Origin of the sequence: Nonomuraea composti (genome assembly GCF_012034275.1) — a bacterium.
GTDB lineage: Bacteria > Actinomycetota > Actinomycetes > Streptosporangiales > Streptosporangiaceae > Nonomuraea > Nonomuraea composti.
In genome coordinates this window covers 237,584-252,483 of the sequence record NZ_JAATEP010000008.1, presented here as the reverse complement: position 1 = coordinate 252,483, position 14,900 = coordinate 237,584, and the positions used below count along the sequence as shown (strand labels likewise).

General features: G+C 72.6%; 15 protein-coding genes. 7 read left to right on the top strand and 8 right to left on the bottom strand.

Translation table 11 applies throughout. The annotated features are described in order from the left end of the window. Positions 1-48: 48 nt before the first annotated feature. Positions 49-198 carry a GPGG-motif small membrane protein gene (locus HCN51_RS14385; protein ID WP_165959640.1) on the bottom strand — a complete coding sequence of 50 codons (150 nt, stop codon included), beginning with the start codon at positions 196-198 and terminating at the stop codon, positions 49-51. A gap of 62 nt (positions 199-260) precedes the next feature. On the opposite strand from HCN51_RS14385, the gene HCN51_RS14380 reads away from it, so the two are divergent. Next, entirely contained in the window at positions 261-1,214 is a 954-nt protein-coding gene (locus HCN51_RS14380; protein WP_168010137.1) for a TIGR03557 family F420-dependent LLM class oxidoreductase, read from the top strand. A 30-nt stretch (positions 1,215-1,244) separates the two neighbouring features. On the opposite strand, the gene HCN51_RS14375 is transcribed toward HCN51_RS14380, so the two are convergent. Next, positions 1,245-1,805 (bottom strand): TetR/AcrR family transcriptional regulator, encoded by a 561-nt coding sequence (locus HCN51_RS14375; RefSeq protein ID WP_346433640.1) that lies wholly within the window; start codon positions 1,803-1,805, stop codon positions 1,245-1,247. A gap of 81 nt (positions 1,806-1,886) precedes the next feature. On the opposite strand from HCN51_RS14375, the gene HCN51_RS14370 reads away from it, so the two are divergent. Further along, positions 1,887-3,038, top strand: coding sequence for an FAD-dependent monooxygenase (locus HCN51_RS14370; protein ID WP_168010136.1), 1,152 nt, complete (start codon positions 1,887-1,889; stop codon positions 3,036-3,038). Here HCN51_RS14370 and HCN51_RS14365 read toward each other — a convergent pair. The 3 genes from HCN51_RS14365 to HCN51_RS14355 all read right to left on the bottom strand — a co-directional run bounded on the left by HCN51_RS14365 (position 2,965) and on the right by HCN51_RS14355 (position 5,039). Continuing rightward, positions 2,965-3,999 (bottom strand): DMT family transporter, encoded by a 1,035-nt coding sequence (locus HCN51_RS14365; RefSeq protein ID WP_240972799.1) that lies wholly within the window; start codon positions 3,997-3,999, stop codon positions 2,965-2,967. The two genes, HCN51_RS14370 and HCN51_RS14365, sit on opposite strands and share 74 nt — an antisense overlap. Positions 4,000-4,207: 208 nt before the next feature. Further along, entirely contained in the window at positions 4,208-4,579 is a 372-nt protein-coding gene (locus HCN51_RS14360; protein ID WP_168010135.1) for a VOC family protein, read from the bottom strand. 115 nt (positions 4,580-4,694) lie between these two features. Then, entirely contained in the window at positions 4,695-5,039 is a 345-nt protein-coding gene (locus HCN51_RS14355) for a PRC-barrel domain-containing protein (protein WP_080045662.1), read from the bottom strand. Positions 5,040-5,188: 149 nt separating this feature from the next. Here HCN51_RS14355 and HCN51_RS14350 point away from each other — a divergent pair, with 149 nt between their 5' ends. The 4 genes from HCN51_RS14350 to secA2 all read left to right on the top strand — a co-directional run bounded on the left by HCN51_RS14350 (position 5,189) and on the right by secA2 (position 10,570). Continuing rightward, positions 5,189-6,268, top strand: coding sequence for an acyltransferase family protein (locus HCN51_RS14350; RefSeq protein ID WP_168010134.1), 1,080 nt, complete (start codon positions 5,189-5,191; stop codon positions 6,266-6,268). A gap of 77 nt (positions 6,269-6,345) precedes the next feature. Next, complete coding sequence (locus tag HCN51_RS14345; protein WP_168010133.1) at positions 6,346-7,149, top strand: SAM-dependent methyltransferase; 804 nt, start codon at positions 6,346-6,348, stop codon at positions 7,147-7,149. 204 nt (positions 7,150-7,353) lie between these two features. Then, on the top strand, positions 7,354-8,214 hold the full coding sequence (locus tag HCN51_RS14340) for a DMT family transporter (RefSeq protein ID WP_168010132.1): 861 nt from the start codon (positions 7,354-7,356) through the stop codon (positions 8,212-8,214). Between the two features lie 145 nt (positions 8,215-8,359). Beyond that, entirely contained in the window at positions 8,360-10,570 is a 2,211-nt protein-coding gene (gene secA2, locus HCN51_RS14335; protein ID WP_168010131.1) for an accessory Sec system translocase SecA2, read from the top strand. A 38-nt stretch (positions 10,571-10,608) separates the two neighbouring features. On the opposite strand, the gene HCN51_RS14330 is transcribed toward secA2, so the two are convergent. Next, complete coding sequence (locus tag HCN51_RS14330; RefSeq protein WP_080045667.1) at positions 10,609-11,205, bottom strand: nucleotidyltransferase; 597 nt, start codon at positions 11,203-11,205, stop codon at positions 10,609-10,611. A 70-nt stretch (positions 11,206-11,275) separates the two neighbouring features. Here HCN51_RS14330 and HCN51_RS14325 point away from each other — a divergent pair, with 70 nt between their 5' ends. Continuing rightward, on the top strand, positions 11,276-11,764 hold the full coding sequence (locus tag HCN51_RS14325) for a DUF1360 domain-containing protein (RefSeq protein WP_168010130.1): 489 nt from the start codon (positions 11,276-11,278) through the stop codon (positions 11,762-11,764). Between the two features lie 54 nt (positions 11,765-11,818). On the opposite strand, the gene HCN51_RS14320 is transcribed toward HCN51_RS14325, so the two are convergent. Further along, positions 11,819-14,230 carry an nSTAND1 domain-containing NTPase gene (locus HCN51_RS14320; protein WP_168010129.1) on the bottom strand — a complete coding sequence of 804 codons (2,412 nt, stop codon included), beginning with the start codon at positions 14,228-14,230 and terminating at the stop codon, positions 11,819-11,821. Between the two features lie 56 nt (positions 14,231-14,286). Then, on the bottom strand, positions 14,287-14,877 hold the full coding sequence (locus HCN51_RS14315; protein WP_168010128.1) for a GNAT family N-acetyltransferase: 591 nt from the start codon (positions 14,875-14,877) through the stop codon (positions 14,287-14,289). Positions 14,878-14,900: the final 23 nt, after the last annotated feature.

Genomic DNA, 14,900 nt, shown 5'->3' with positions numbered 1-14,900 from the left:
ATCGGCCCAGCGGGTAAGGACAGGGGCGTCGAACGGGTCGAATGCCCCCTACACATTGAAGATGCTGACCCCGCCCGGCCCGACCAGGAAACCGAGGACGATGAGCACGATCCCCCAGAGCAGATCGCGCCGGGCCAGGATCACATAGATCCCGGAGATGACGAGAATTACCGCGATGATCCAGAGCAAAGTAGCCATGGGCTGGCATCTGCCCCGGAGAAGCGCCGCATAACATATCGCAGCCGGGCAGGAGGAAAACCATGACGACCTTCGGTTATTTCCTGTCCTGTGAGGAGCACGGCCCCAAGGAGCTCGTCCGCCAGGCCAAGGCCGCCGAACGCGCCGGCTTCGAGGCCCTGTGGATCTCCGACCACTTCCACCCCTGGCTGGACGAGCAGGGGCAGGCCCCGTTCGTCTGGTCCGTGATCGGGGCGATCGCCGAGGCCACGTCCCTGCCCATCACCACCGCCGTGACCTGCCCCCTCGTCCGCACGCATCCCGTCGTGATCGCGCACGCCACCGCCACCACCGCCGCGCTCACCGGCGGCCGCTTCCGGCTCGGCGTCGGCACCGGCGAGGCGCTCAACGAGCACGTCGTCGACTCCCGCTGGCCGCCGCTCAGCGAGCGGCTGGAGATGCTGGAGGAGGCCATCGAGCTGATGCGGGAGCTGTTCACCGGCAAGCTGGTCACCCACCGGGGCCGCCACTACCAGGTGGACACCGCGCGCCTCTACACGCTGCCCGACGAGCCCGCCCCCATCCTGGTGTCGGGGCTCGGCGAGAAGTCCACGGCGCTGGCCGGGCGGCTCGGCGACGGCTACGTCTCCGTCGCGCCGGACGCCGACGCCGTACGCGCCTTCCGCGCGGCGGGCGGCACCGGCAAGCCCGCGCTCGGCGGCCTCAAGGCGTGCTACGCCGAGAACGAGAAGGCGGCGCGCAAGACCGTGCACCGCCTGTGGCCCACCCAGGGCATCAAGGGCGAGGCCGCCCAGCTCCTGCCGCTGCCCCGGCACTTCGAGCAGCTCGCCGAGATGGTCGGCGAGGACGAGGCCGTCGCCGGCAGCCCGGTCGGGCCCGACCCCGAGGTGCACGCCCAGGCGATCCGGCAGTACGTGGAGGCCGGGTTCGACGAGGTGTACGTCAACCAGATCGGGCCGGAGCAGGACGCGTTCTTCGACTTCTACCAGCGCGAGGTCCTGCCCCGCGTCCGCTGAGCGGCGGCGCGGCGCGGCTCGCCCTTGAGGTCAGCCACTGCGCAGCATGCCCGCCAGCAGGTCGCGGAGGGCGTCCCGCAGCTCCTCCCGCGTGGGGACGCTGCCCGCCCCCGCGATCGCGTCGAACATCAGCCCCTCCCCGAACGCCACCAGGTTGCGGGCGTGCGCCACCGGGTCGGGCGAGCCGATGGCGGCGAGCATGGCGACGGCCGGGTCGCGGAAGCGGCGGCCCGCCTCGTCGTAGATGCGCCGCAGCTCCGGGCGCCGGGTGGCCTCCAGGGCCAGCTCGTAGCGGGCCAGGGTGCGGCGCCGGTCCGTGAGCTGGATGTGCAGCGCCTGCGCCATCAGCTCCGGCAGGCGGGCCAGGTCGGCCGCCTCGGCGGTGTACGCGCCGGCCAGGGCCCGCTGCTCCAGCTCGGTGAGGCGGGACAGCGTCAGCTCCAGCAGGGCCGCGCGGGTGCGGGCGAGGTTGGAGGTGGAGCCGGGCGGCAGGCCGGCGGCCTCGTCCACGGCCCGGTGGGTGAGGCCGCGCATGCCGCGCTCGGCGAGCAGGGTGATGGCCGTGTCGGCGACGAGGTCGGAGCGTTTCACGGCATCCGATACTACAGCGGTAGTGAGACCCGACTACAGGCGTAGTAGAGTGGCACTACAGACGTAGTTGAGGAGGCTGTCATGGCCAGAGCTGTGGTGATCGGCGGCGGCATCGGCGGGCTGGCCGCCGGGGCGGCGCTGCGGCGCAAGGGGTGGGAGGTGATCGTGCTGGAGCGCGCCCCCGCGATCGAGCCGGTCGGGTCGGGGCTGGCGATCGCCGCGAACGCGCTCAAGGCGCTCGACGTCCTCGGCGTGGGCGACCGCGTCAGGAGCCTGGCCACCGCCGAGGGCCGGCTCGGGCTGCGCCGGGCCGACGGCCGCTGGCTGACGCACACCACGGAGGCCGCCGCCGACGCCAAGTACGGCGACTCCGTGGTGATCATGCTGCGGGCCACGCTGATGGACGTCCTCGCCGACGCGCTCGGCCGCGACCACGTCCGCCTGGGGACGACCGTCTCGGACGTGGACGCGGAAAAGGGCCTCGTCCGGACCTCGGAGGGGGACGTGGAGGCCGAGCTCGTCGTGGGCGCCGACGGCATCCACTCGGCCACCCGCGCCGCGCTCTTCCCCGCCCATCCCGGGCCGGTCTACTCAGGGGTGACGGCCTGGCGCGGCCTCGTCCCGCGCGGCGGGCTCGACGTGCCACGCTCCGAGAGCTGGGGCAGGGGCCTGGTGTTCGGCATCCACCCGCTGGCCGGCGACATCGTCTACGTCTACGCCACCGACGTGCTGCCCGCCGGCACCGTGCACGCCGACGAGCGCGAGGAGCTGCTGCGCAGGTTCGGCGGCTGGCACGACCCGATCCCGGCCCTGCTGCGGGCCGCCGATCCGGCCCGGATCATCCGCAACGACGTCTACCGCAACGCCGAGCCGCTGCCCGCCTTCCACCGGGGCCGGGTCGCGCTGGTCGGCGACGCGGCGCACGCGATGACGCCGAACCTCGGGCAGGGCGCCTGCCAGGCGATCGAGGACGGGGTGGTGCTCGCCCACCACGCGAGCGCGGCCGCGTCCGACGGCGGGCTGGCCGCCTACAGCGCCGCGCGCGGGGAGCGGACCGCGAAGATCGTCCAGCGGTCGTGGACGTTGTGCCGCATGAGCAAGCTGCGCCACCCGCTGGCCGTGGGGCTGCGCGACTTCGGGGTGTCGGCCGCGGCCCGGCTCAGCCCAGATCTGATGTTGCGGTCGATGGACGAGGTGCTGGGCTGGCGTCCACCGGCTGAGGCCGCACGGTGACCGACGTCTGCACGGTGGCCGGCGCCTGCACTTTGGCCGGTGCCTGCACTTTGACCGGCGCCTGTACGGTGGCCGGCGTCTGCGCGGCGGCCCGGGGCGCCGGGCTCTCCACGGGCACCGGCGGCGCGGGCACGGGCTTGGCCTGGTGATCGGGGGCCAGCCGGCCGAGCGTGATCGTCCCGCCGATGGTCAGGGCGGCGGCCAGCACGGCGGGCACGGCCGTCGAAGGGGAGGTCGGCAGCGGCTCGCCGAGCAGGATCGCCCCGGCCAGCACGGAGGTGATGGGGTCGATGACCTGCACGCCGGCGTAGGCGATGCCGAAGTAGCCCACGGCGTACGAGCGCTGGAGCAGCACCACGGCGCAGATCAGCAGCACGGGCACGGCGAGGCTGAACCAGTGGATCAGCCGCCCCCAGTCGCCCTGCATCCCGCCGCCGATCACCCGTACGAACGTGGACACGCTCGCCGTCACGGCCCCCGCGCCCACCGACAGCAGCATGGCCTTGGCCGGGCCGTGCACGCGGCTCGCGACGAGCTGGGTGACCAGCGCGATCGCCGCGATCACGGCGATGAACGCGAGCGCCGCGCCGTCGCCCAGCACCGGCGTCACGTTGTGCGCGGGCACCAGCAGCATGAGCCACAGCAGGCCCACGGCCACGGCGACCGAGCCGAGGATCTCGGCGCGGTACGGCCGGCGCCCGTACATGAACGCGGCCAGCGGCACCGCGAACACCAGCGTGGCCACGCTGATGGGCTGCACGGCGACCAGCGGGGCGAAGCTCAGCGCGACGGCGTGCAGGCAGGCACCGCTGAAGGAGATGATGCCGCCGACCCACCATCGAGGGCGTTTGACCAGGCTGAGCGAGGCGCCCTCGGCCACGACCTCGTACTGCTGCATCGCCGCGCCGAGCGCGTATCCCAGCGCTCCGGCGAGGGCGATCAGCATGCCGACCCAGGTCATCGCGGCCCGCGCAGGAACAGGGATCCTTTCAGGAGCATTGCTCCAGCTTAAGAGGCAGCAGAAGCTGCACAATCATCCTTCAGGCTGAAAAATCGGGATAAGTTGCCTCCGACCTGCACGAACATGTGGCGCATCCTTGGGGCGACGGTGGCGGGCAGGCGCCGGCTGCTCCCAGGCCGGCGCGCCACCGGAGGTGACCCCAGACGCGTCACGACTTGCGGCAGACGCAGAACAGGTGCCCCTGCGGATCCCGCAGCACGATCCACCGCGTGCCCTCCTCCGTGACGCCGGGCTGGAACTCGGGCCGGGTGGCGCCCAGCGCGACGTACTCGGCCGCCGCCGCCTCCACGTCCGGCACCTGGAGGTCGAGGTGGAACTGCTTGTCCGGGCTCGGCCACTCGACCGGCTCACGGTCGGGGACGCGGCCGAAGTAGATGTTGACGGTGCCGTCGGTGATGGCGGCGTACTCGTCCTCGGCGTAGGTGACCTCCATGCCGGTCACCTCGTGGTAGAAGGCGGCCAGCGCCTTGGGGTCGTCGCAGTCGATGGTGAAGGCCAGGAGGCTTGCTTTCGTCGTCATGCCCATCAGCCTGTCAGCCGTACCTGCCACCCTCTGTCAGGTACATGAAAGGACATGACCGACTATGACGAAGGGCCGCGCCGGGACGGCGCGGCCCTTCGCTCACAGCATCAAGTCACCCGGGGAAGCGGCCGTAGTAGTCCCCCAGCCGCGACCGGTACTCGGGCTCCTTGAACTTGCCCTCGTCGAACTCGGGCGCGTCCTTGATCTCGGCCTTGGTACGCGACACGAACACGTTGCGTTCCTGGGGATCGATGTTCGTGATCACCCGGGCCGGGAGCAGGACCTTCTTACCGAAGATCCAGGGGCCGGTGTCGACGATGATGTAGCTCTCGCCGACCTCGTACGTCGCCTCGTCGACGGACCCGATCTTCCCGTCGGTCGCCTGGACGTGGTATCCCACCAGGTCCAGAGCCTGCCCACGGTCGTAGACGTCAGGTCGATAGTCCCAGAGCTCCATTGGGCTCTCTTCCTCTCTTCTTCCGTCTTGTCGGGCAAGCCATCAACTACCCGTCGCTTTTCGTGTAAACCCGTAAGAATGCCTTTGGCGATCCTTTACCAACCCTCAAGCTGATGCCGCCACCATCTGCACACCGGAAGGAGACGGCCATGCGAACCAGGCCAGAACGCCTCTACGAGATCGACGGGCTGCGGCTGCTGGCGGCTCTGTGCGTCGTGCTGTTCCACTACGTGTTCTCCGGCTGGGCCGGGGGCAAGACGACGGTGACGTTCGTGGCCGAGTCCGCGTGGGCCAAGTACGGCTATCTCGGCGTCGACCTGTTCTTCCTGATCAGCGGTTTCGTCGTGCTGATGAGCGCCTGGGGGAGGACACCCCGGCAGTTCGTGGTCTCCCGGGTGGTGCGACTCTATCCGGCCTACTGGGTCGGCATCGCGGTCACCGCGCTGGTCACGGTGACGCTGGGGCAGGGCCTGTTCCACGTGTCGCTGCCGCAGGTGCTGGCCAACCTGACGATGTTCCAGGCCGTCCCGAACATCGAGAACGTGGACGTCGTCTACTGGACTCTGTGGGCCGAGATGCGGTTCTACCTGCTCATGCTGGTCGCCGCCTGGATCGGGATGACGCGGGGCCGGATCATGGCGGGCCTGTGGGGCTGGCTGGCGCTGACGTTCCTGGTCGAGCTGGGCGTGCTGCCGGGCATCGCGGACCTGGTCGTGCAGTCGGAGTTCTCCCACTACTTCATCGCCGGGATGGCGCTGTTCATGCTGTACCGGTTCGGGATGGACTGGCAGATCGCGCTGCTGGTGCCGATCTGCCTGGGGAACGCGGTCTACCGGGCGATCGGCTACGCCGAGGCGGTCGGGACGCGCTACCACGTGACCTACTCGCCCACCGTCATCACCGCCGTCGTCGTGGCGATCTTCCTGATCATGACGTTCGTGGCGCTGCGGGTGACGAGCCGGCTGGCCCGGGCGTGGCTGGTCACGGCGGGCGCGCTCACGTACCCGCTGTACCTCCTGCACGCGCACGTCGGCTTCATCCTGTTCGCCCGGCTGGAGGGCCTGGTCAACAAGTACGTGCTGCTCGTCGCGATGATCGCGGTCATGCTGGCGGCGGCGTACCTCGTGCACCGGTTCGTGGAGCGGCCCCTGGCGCCCCGGCTCAAGCGGCTGCTGTCGAAGCGGCAGCCCGCGCACGCGGCGGCGCCGGCGGGCAGCCCGACAGGATGACCTGACTCTCCTGACAACCGGCCGCCAGCCAGGGCGCCGGGGCCCGGCTGCGGATACGATCCGCGCGAGGAGGTCGGATGAGCGTGGAGTGGGTGCCTCCCGGCGTTGACCCGGAGCGGCCGAGCGTGGCACGGGTGCACGACGCGCTGCTGGGCGGCATGGAGAACTTCGCCGCCGACCGCTCGGTGGCACGCAAGCTGAAGGCCGCGGTGCCCGAGGTGGTGGACCTCGTCTGGTGCAACCGCGCCTTCATCGGGCGGGTCGTCGACTTCCTGGTCCGCGAGGCCGGCATCAGGCAGATCATCGACCTCGGCGCCGGCCTGCCCACCGTGGAGAACACGCACGAGGTCGCCCAGTTCGCCGACCCCAGGTCCAGGGTCGTGTACGTGGACATCGACCCCATGGTCGAGCCGCACGCCCGCGCGATACTCCACGGCAACCCGTACGCCGACGCGATCACCGCCGACGCCCGCGACGTGGCGGGCGTGCTCGGGCACCCCGCCGTGCTGCGCCTCCTGGACCTGTCGCAGCCGACGGCGGTCATCGCCGTCGGGCTGCTGCACCTGTTCTCCGAAAGGGAGAACCCGCACGCGCTGGTCCGGGCCTACGCGGACGCGCTGCCGCGCGGCAGCTACCTGGCCGTCTCCAACTTCCTGGCCTCCGACAACCCCAAGGCCAAGGCGCTGGAGGTGATGTTGCAGGCCACGATGGGCACCGGCTACTTCCGCGACCGGGCGGCCATCGAGCGCTTCTTCGACGGCCTTGAGCTGGTGGAGCCGGGCGTGGTGCACCTCCCCGAGTGGCATCCCGACGAGCGCCTGCCCGGCCCGCTCGCGTCCTGGGAGGAGCTGCTGCTGGGCGGGGTCGCCCGCAAGCCCTGACCCGCTCGAAGCGTCATGTAATCCGCTTGGGGGCGTACGCGCGAGCCCGTAAGCTGTGTGCCGTGCCGAGACGTCTGATTTGCTCCCCGCCCGCCGTCCACTAGCGGGCGGCATGTCCTGAAATTTCCGGGTCTGACCGATCCGGGGGTGGTCGCTGCCCGCACACCGGGCCCATTCCGACCACTCCACCCGGAGAACCCTGTCATGACCCACGTCTCCGCCCGGCGGGGCGCCCTTTACGTGTCCGTCGCCGCGACCGCCTGGGGCACCGGCGGCGCCGCCGGCTCCCTCCTCTTCGACACCGGCGGCCTCGGCCCCGTCGGCGTCTCCCTGTGGCGCTACCTGCTCGGCGCCGCCTTCCTGCTCCTGCTCACCCGGGGCACCCCCTTCACGTGGAACGGCCGCACGCTGCTCGTCGGCGCCGGCATGGCCGTCTACCAGACCGCGTACTTCGCCGCGATCGCCCACGCGGGCGTCGCCCTGGCCACCGTCGTCACGATGGGCGCCACCCCGGTCTTCACCGCGCTGGGCAGCCGCTTCCTGCTGCGCGAGCGCCTGGGCCGGACCGCGCTCGGCGCCCTGGCCGCCGCGCTGGCCGGGCTGCTCCTGCTCACGGGCGAGGCCGCGCTGCGGGCGGGCTCGTTCCCCGGCGTCGCCTTCGCCCTGCTCTCGGCCGCCGGCTACGCGGGGGTCACGCTGCTGTCGCGGCACGGCAGGGACGACGACCCGCGCGCGGCGGCGGTCGGCGGGTTCGTGGTCGGCGCGGTGTGCCTGGCGCCGTTCGCGCTGGCGGAAGGGGTGGTGCCCGAGGTGAGCTGGGCGTCCGTGGCGCTGCTCGGCTACCTGGGCGCGGTGCCGACGGCGCTCGCGTACGGGCTGTTCTTCCGCGCGCTGACCGCCCTGCGGGCCACCACCGTGTCGATCATCTCGCTCGGCGAGGCGGTGGGCGCGGCGCTGCTCGGCGTGTTGCTGTTCGGGGAGCGGCTCACGCCGGTGGCCTGGTCGGGCTGCGTGCTGCTGCTGGCCGCCGTCACGGTGCTCGCCGCACGGGCGGAAACGGCGTGATGTGACGGTCCTGGGCGCCGGATGAGTTAAGGTCCGGTACGGCGACGCTTGCCGGATCGTCGCTCCGCTCCCCGGCCCCAAGGCCAAGCGACGGGCCCCGACGAATGAAGGGAACGGTGTCGGCGAAGCGTGCGTTGGAGGAACTGTGGCCTCGTTTAAGGGAATACTGAGGAACCTCCTGGATCGTCCTGGAGGCGTCCCTCTGACGCCCTATCAGAAGATCGTCAAGGCGGCCGAGGGCCGGGCGGAGCGCCTGCGCGAGCTCCGCGAGCTCGACGAGCTGCCCAGGCCCGACATGAGCGATCTGGCCGAGTTCTGTGCCGTCGCGCGCGAGGCCGCCGACCGCACCTTGGGGCTGCGGCCGTACGACGTGCAGCTCCTGGGCACGCTCGCCCTGCTCGACGGCAAGGTCGCCGAGATGGCCACCGGCGAGGGCAAGACCCTGTCGGGGGCCATGGCGGCGGCCGGCTACGCGTTGCAGGGCAAGCGCGTGCACGTCATCTCGGTCAACGACTACCTGGCCAAGCGCGACGCCGAGTGGATGGGCCCGTTCTACGAGGCGCTGGGCGTCGGCGTCGGCTGGATCGACCAGAACTCCACGCCGGAGGAGCGGCGCGAGGCGTACGCGAAGGACGTCACGTACGGGCCGGTCAGCGAGATCGGCTTCGACGTGCTGCGCGACCGGCTGCGCACCGACGCGAGCGAGATCATCGTGCCCGCGCCCGAGGTGGCGCTGATCGACGAGGCCGACTCCGTGCTCGTCGACGAGGCCCGCGTGCCGCTGGTCATGGCCGGGGCGGCCGACCCGGGCAACGCGGTGCCGGAGATGGCGGCGCTGGTGCGCCAGCTCGTCCGCGGCTACCACTACGAGATCGACGAGCAGGCCCGCAACGTCTACCTCACGCCCAAGGGCGCCGACACCGTCGAGAACCTGCTCGGCGTCGACCTCTACGACGAGCACGAGCCGGGCACGCTCATCGAGCTGAACCTCGCCCTGCACGCCCACGCCCTGCTGACCCGCGACGTCGACTACATCGTGCGCGACGGCAAGGTGCAGCTCATCAACCCCTCGCGCGGCCGGGTGGCGCTGCTGCAGCGCTGGCCCAACGGCCTCCAGGCGGCCGTGGAGGCCAAGGAGGCGCTGGCGCCGAGCGAGAAGGGCGAGATCCTCGACTCGATCACCGTACAGGGCCTGATCCGCCGCTACCCGCAGATCTGCGGCATGACGGGCACGGCGGTGGCCGTCAGCGAGCAGCTGGGCGAGTTCTACGGCCTCAAGGTCGCGGTCATCCCGTCGAACCGGCCGTGCGTGCGCGTGGACGAGCCCGACCGCATCTACCCGACCGTGCCCGACAAGGACGCGGCGCTGGTGGAGGAGATCCAGACCGTCCACGAGACGGGCCGGCCGATCCTCATCGGCACCCTCGACGTGGCCGAGTCTGAAAACCTCGCCAAGCTGCTGCAGCGGCGCGGCCTGGAGCCGGTCGTCCTCAACGCCAAGAACGACGCGGAAGAGGCCGCGATCATCGCCAGGGCGGGCGAGCGCGGCGCCATCACCGTCTCCACCCAGATGGCCGGTCGCGGCACCGACATCCGGCTCGGGGAGGGCGTGGCCGAGCTCGGCGGCCTCTACGTGATCGGCTCGGGCCGGCACGCCAGCAGCCGCCTCGACGACCAGCTCCGCGGCCGCGCGGGCCGCCAGGGCGACCCCGGCGGCTCGGTCTTCTTCGTCAGCATGAAGGACGAGCTGATCACCCAGTTCGTCCCCGACGAGCGCCCGCCCGCCGCCGACGCCGACGGGGTCGTCCGCCACCGGCGCGGCGCGTACCTCGTGGGTCACGCCCAGCGCGTCGCGGAAGGCGTGAACCTGGAGATCCACCGCAACACGTGGCGTTATACCCGGCTGCTGGAGCACCAGCGCGAGCTCATCCTGGAGTGGCGCGACAAGGTGCTGCACGGCGACGCCGCCGCGAAGGCGCTGGCCGAGGCCGACCCCGAGCGCTGGGCGGCCATGCCCGAGGACACCAGGGATGAGACGGCCCGCCAGATCGTGCTGTACGCCATCGACCGCTGCTGGACCGAGCACCTGGCGTTCCTGACTGACCTGCGCGAGGGCATCCACCTGCGGGCGCTGGGCCGCATGAGCCCGATCGACGAGTTCCACCGCGAGGCGGTGGCGGAGTACAAAGCGCTGCTGGCCGAGGTGGAGAAGCGCTCGCTGGAGGCGTTCGAGGCGCCGGAGCCCGACCTGAAGCGGCCCACGGCGACGTGGACCTACCTGGTGCAGGACAACCCGTTCGGCACGGAGTGGGACCGCATCCTCAAGCGGGTCACGGCCGCCAGCCGGCGCGGCTGATCACGTCCGGGGGCCGCTGGAGGTCGCCCGACGGCGGCTCAGGGCCACTTGGGGTCACCCGACGGCACGACCGGCCCGTCCAGCACGCCCAGCCGCTCCAGCAGGGTGATGAACGTGGTCGCGTACGGCGACTCCGCCGTCACCGCGGCCACCCGCGGCCAGTCCACCTGCTCGCGCAGCGCGCGCACCTGCGCCAGCAGCGCGCCGTAGTCGCAGGCGTGCTCCGACAGCGGCAGCAGCCACGAGATGACCAGGTCGGTGGCCTCCAGCACGGGCACGATCACCGCCGACGCCTTCAACGGCTCGGCCCGGTCGAGCAACGCGTCGGTGATCGCCAGGTCGGACACCCGGAAGATCAGGTCCACCAACCGGCCGTCGTCGTACGCCTTGACCAGCCAGTCCTCGGGCGGTTTGGCCGTCTGGAAGCCGAGCCCGCGCAGCGCTTCCAAGGCGGCGGGCACATCGTGCTCGGTCAGGACGAAGTCCACGTCGTGCAGCGAAGGGGCGGCGCCACGCGCGTACGCGGCGCACCCTCCGGCCAGCGCGAACTTCACCCCGGCGTCCTTCAGCCCCGAGCTGGCCCGCTTCAGCGTGTCGAGGATGGCGTCGGTGACCGCGTGACCGTGGCTACTCATGTGGTCGGGCTACCCAAACGATCGTCAAGTAGACGTTGGGAGCCAGGGGTTGCGGGTAGCGCGGGAAGCTATGACCGACATCCTGCAGAAGACGGAACAAGCCTACGAGAACGGGCACGACCGGCCGCTGGGCGGCTACGTCGGGCTGCTCGTCGCGTACGGCGGAACGGTCGGCGTGGCCGCGGCCGTGGCGATGCTGGCGGGCCGCAAGGCGCCCGAGCAGATCGGCCTGATGGACCTGGCGCTGATGGCGGCCTGCACGCACAAGGTGTCGCGCCGCCTGGCCAAGGACCCGGTGACCAGCCCGCTGCGGGCCCCGTTCACCCGGTACGAGGGGCAGGGCGGCCCGTCCGAGGTGCAGGAGAAGCCGCGCGGCGCCATCGGCGAGCTGCTGGCCTGCCCGTTCTGCCTGGCCCAGTGGGTGGCCACCGCGTACGCGGCCGGGCTCGTGCTGGCTCCCCGGGTGACCCGGCTGGTGGGCGCGACGATGACGGCGGTGGCGGTCTCGGACTGGCTGCAGTTCGCCTACGCGAAGCTGATGAAGTCGGCGGAGGAGTGACCGCTCAGGAGCCCGGCCGCTGAAGGAGCGGCGCGTCCAGGGCCGGCCCCGCCTTCAGCAGGTTTCCCGGTAGGGCACCTCCGGCAGGTGCCCCCGCCACTCCGCGGGCGAGAGCGGCCCGTACCGCTCGCACACCCACGCGTCGGGCCGTGCGGGAGCGGCGGGCGCCGCCAGGTCGATGGTCAGGACGGTGCCGCGCCCGGCCAGCACGCGCAGCCACCGCCCGTCCGCCGAGATGGCGGCCTCGGCGGGCCGGTCGGCGGAGGCGGGCACCCGCCGGTCGGCGATTTGAGTGCCGTGGTCGAGCCGCCAGACCCGGACGCGGTCGCTGTCGGTGCTGATCAGCAGCCGCCCGTCCCAGCTGAAGCGCAGCCGCCCGGGGGAGGGGCGGTAGCGGCTGTTGTGGGTGGGCACCCCGTCCAGGCCGTAGATCTGGATGCCGGTCTCCTCGGCGATGGCCACGCGCACGCCGTCGGGGGCGAACGTGGTGTACTCCCACGGCATCCGCTCCAGCCACGGCGCGGGCGTCGCGCGGCCGCCGTGCCGCAGCTGCGAGCGTTTCCCGTCGAACACCAACGCCAGCCGGTCGCCGGGGCCGATCACCGCGTACTCGCCGACGTAGGCGGCCCGCCGTGCCCGCAGGTCCCACGCCCACCGCTCGCCCGACTGCCTGGCCGCCGCGAACAGCAGCCGGCCTCCGGGGCTGAACCAGGCGGACTGCTCGCCGGGCGCGCCCAGCCCCCTGCCGAAGGGGCGGCCCATGACGCCGGTGCGCAGGTCGTACAGGTAGGAGCGGTCCACCCCGACCAGCGCCAGCGTGCGGTTGTCGGGGGCCCACGCCATCGCCCGGACGCTCTGCGCGGGGCCGGGTGCCGTGGCCAGCGTGCGGCCGGTGGCCAGGTCGTACAGCCGCAGCGTGCCTTCGTCGAGTGCGGCGAGTGTGGCGCCGTCGGCGGTGATGGCGTGCAGCGCGCGCGGCCCCGCGTGCGGGTCGGCGAACACCGCCACCGCCGGGTCGTACGCGGTCAGCGCCCGCCTGGCCTCGGGCGTGGGCGCCAGCCGCCACGCGGCCAGCGCCAGCCGCCACGCGGTCACCGGGTCGGCCACCCGCAGCGACTCGGCCCGCGAGGCGGCCACCCTGGACATCGTCTCGGCCAGCCGCCCGTCGGCCGCGCCGCGCTGCCAGAGCGCGAGCAGCACCGCCACCAGGGCCACCGACAGCAGCCCCGCCACGGCCGTGCGCCGCTTCCGCGCCCGTTCCCGTGCCCGCCGCCGCGCGTGCGCCAGGGCCTCGTCCAGGAAGGTCTGCTCGCCCGCGCTCAACGTCAGCCGCCGCCGCCCGCCGGCCGCCCACGCCAGCGCCCGGTCCAGCGGCTCCCCCTGGAGGAGCTGCGCCTCCCGCCGCCCGCCCGCCTCCCACTGCCGCGCCGCCCGCGCCAGCTCCCGGTGCACGGCCAGCCCGGCGCGCTCGCTGTCCAGCCACTCCCGCAGCCGGGGCCAGGCCCGCAGCAGCGCGGCGTGCGCGATCCGCGGCGGCTCCTCGATCAGCCCGGCCTCCCGGTACGCGGCCAGCACCCGCTCGATCGCGGCCGTCTCGTCGCCGGCCCGCCCGGCGACCAGCTCGTCCAGGCCGGCGCTCACGACGGTGTCGGCGCCCTCGGCGTCCACGCCGACCAGGCGCAGGAACACGTCCGGCACCAGGGCCTGCTCGGCGGGGCTGAGCCGCGCGTGGACGGCCTCGGCGCGGGCGCCGAGCGGCGGGTCGTCCACGGGCTCGGGCGGTAACAGGCGGCCCTGCTGCGACTGGGGCGCGTCGAGCAGGGACATGAGGAGCTGGCGGGCGCTCGGGCGCCGGTCGGGGTCGCGGTGCAGCGCGGCGGCGACGAGGCCGCGTAACGGGCGGTCGAAGCGCTCGCCGCCGTCGTCGCGCACGCCGGGTAATCGTTCGTCGGGCCCGTAGGCGGCGAAGACCAGCAGGCGGCCCCAGGCGTGCACGTCCGCGGCCGGGCCGCCGCCGTCGCCCGACAGGCCGAGCCCGACCAGGCGGGGCCCCTCGGCGCCGAGGACGACCTTGTCCGGCGTGAGCGCCCCGTGCGTGGCGCCCGCCTCGTGTACGGCCGCCAGCGCGGTGGCCGTGGCGGCGGCCAGCCGGTAGAGGTCGTCACCCGCGTACGGGCCGTGCCGGCACACCACCTGGCGCAGGGTGGGGCCCTCGATGTACTCGCTGACCAGGTAGGGCGGGTCGGTGTCGAGGCAGGCGGTGGTCAGCCTGGCCACCGACAGCGAGCGCACCTGCCCGGCCGCCTCGGCCGCCGCCGCGAGCCTGGCCCGCGCCTCGGCGTCGGGCACGCACGGCACGCCCAGCGCGTGGCGGGTGCCCGACTCGTCGTACGCCTCGCGCACGACGACCTGCCCGCCGCCGTCGAGCCGGGCGCCGAGCCAGTAGCCCCCCAGCCTGTCGGTCATGCGGGATGAGACGCCGCCCTTCTGGGAAAGGTTCAGGCGGGCTGTGCTTGTACGGGTCAGAACTGGTTCAGGCGGGCCGCCAACCGGTCGCGGTGCGGCGGCCACTCCTCTTCGAGGATGCCGAAACAGACGGTGTCGCGCCAGGTGCCGTCCGAGCGCTTGCGGTGCCGGCGCAGGGTGCCCTCGTGCACGCCGCCGATGCGCTTGATCGCGTTCTGCGAGCGGAGGTTGAGGTTGTCGGTCTTGAGCAGGACGCGGTTGTAGCCGAGGGTGAAGGCGTGGTCGATGAGCAGGACCTTGCAGCTCGTGTTCACGGCGGTGCGCCAGACGGCCCGGCCGTACCAGGTCCAGCCGATCTCGATGCTCTGGTCGAAGCCGGGCACGTCGGCGTAGGTGGTCCAGCCGACGGCGCGCCCGCCGTCCTTGAGCACCACGGCGTGCGGCACGTGCACGTCGTCGTCGATGAGCTTCCTGGCGACCTTGCCCAGGTCCTCCTCGGTGCGCGGGGTGTCGATGGGCAGCCAGCGCCACAGCTCGTCGTCGCCGCCGCCGGCGGCGAACAGGTCGGGTACGTGGTCCATGGTGAGGGGTTCGAGGCGGACGACGTCGTTCTCGAGCACCACCGGCGCAGGCAGCTTCGCGGTCATGGCGGCAACCCTACGAGACCCCT

Excerpts from the sequence above, each read along its gene's own strand:
- HCN51_RS14380 (WP_168010137.1), top strand. The coding sequence starts at position 261 with ATGACGACCTTCGGTTATTTCCTGTCCTGTGAGGAGCACGGCCCCAAG.
- HCN51_RS14350 (WP_168010134.1), top strand. The coding sequence starts at position 5,189 with ATGCGAACCAGGCCAGAACGCCTCTACGAGATCGACGGGCTGCGGCTG.
- HCN51_RS14385 (WP_165959640.1), bottom strand. The coding sequence starts at position 198 with ATGGCTACTTTGCTCTGGATCATCGCGGTAATTCTCGTCATCTCCGGG.
- HCN51_RS14315 (WP_168010128.1), bottom strand. The coding sequence starts at position 14,877 with ATGACCGCGAAGCTGCCTGCGCCGGTGGTGCTCGAGAACGACGTCGTC.
- HCN51_RS14320 (WP_168010129.1), bottom strand. The coding sequence starts at position 14,230 with ATGACCGACAGGCTGGGGGGCTACTGGCTCGGCGCCCGGCTCGACGGC.
- HCN51_RS14360 (WP_168010135.1), bottom strand. The coding sequence starts at position 4,579 with ATGACGACGAAAGCAAGCCTCCTGGCCTTCACCATCGACTGCGACGAC.
- HCN51_RS14355 (WP_080045662.1), bottom strand. The coding sequence starts at position 5,039 with ATGGAGCTCTGGGACTATCGACCTGACGTCTACGACCGTGGGCAGGCT.
- HCN51_RS14345 (WP_168010133.1), top strand. The coding sequence starts at position 6,346 with ATGAGCGTGGAGTGGGTGCCTCCCGGCGTTGACCCGGAGCGGCCGAGC.
- HCN51_RS14325 (WP_168010130.1), top strand. The coding sequence starts at position 11,276 with ATGACCGACATCCTGCAGAAGACGGAACAAGCCTACGAGAACGGGCAC.
- HCN51_RS14370 (WP_168010136.1), top strand. The coding sequence starts at position 1,887 with ATGGCCAGAGCTGTGGTGATCGGCGGCGGCATCGGCGGGCTGGCCGCC.
- HCN51_RS14365 (WP_240972799.1), bottom strand. The coding sequence starts at position 3,999 with ATGACCTGGGTCGGCATGCTGATCGCCCTCGCCGGAGCGCTGGGATAC.
- HCN51_RS14340 (WP_168010132.1), top strand. The coding sequence starts at position 7,354 with ATGACCCACGTCTCCGCCCGGCGGGGCGCCCTTTACGTGTCCGTCGCC.
- HCN51_RS14330 (WP_080045667.1), bottom strand. The coding sequence starts at position 11,205 with ATGAGTAGCCACGGTCACGCGGTCACCGACGCCATCCTCGACACGCTG.